General features: G+C 42.9%; 1 protein-coding gene. It reads left to right on the top strand.

The annotated features are described in order from the left end of the window. Positions 1-16: 16 nt before the first annotated feature. Positions 17-238, top strand: a 222-nt coding sequence (locus F0L74_RS34860; protein WP_149842265.1) for a hypothetical protein, incomplete at its 3' end; no start/stop codon positions are given.

The raw sequence follows: 238 nt of genomic DNA, 5'->3' as shown, positions 1-238 counted from the left end.
CAAACGTTCATTTTGCATGTACGTTTTGGATCCTATCTACAAGGTGTTCGATGCCATCATGAAATTTAAGAAAGAGGAGATTGATGATCTCCTTAAGAAGATTGGAGTCACAATCAAGCATGAGGATTCTGACAAAGATGGCAAAGCTTTGCTGAAGGTTGTGATGCGCTCTTGGTTGCCTGCTGGTGAAGCTCTGCTTCAGATGATTGCCATTCATTTACCATCACCTGTAGTGGCC

This window comes from Chitinophaga agrisoli (assembly GCF_008386695.1).
Lineage (GTDB): Bacteria > Bacteroidota > Bacteroidia > Chitinophagales > Chitinophagaceae > Chitinophaga > Chitinophaga agrisoli.
This window is presented reverse-complemented; position numbering and strand designations above follow the sequence as displayed.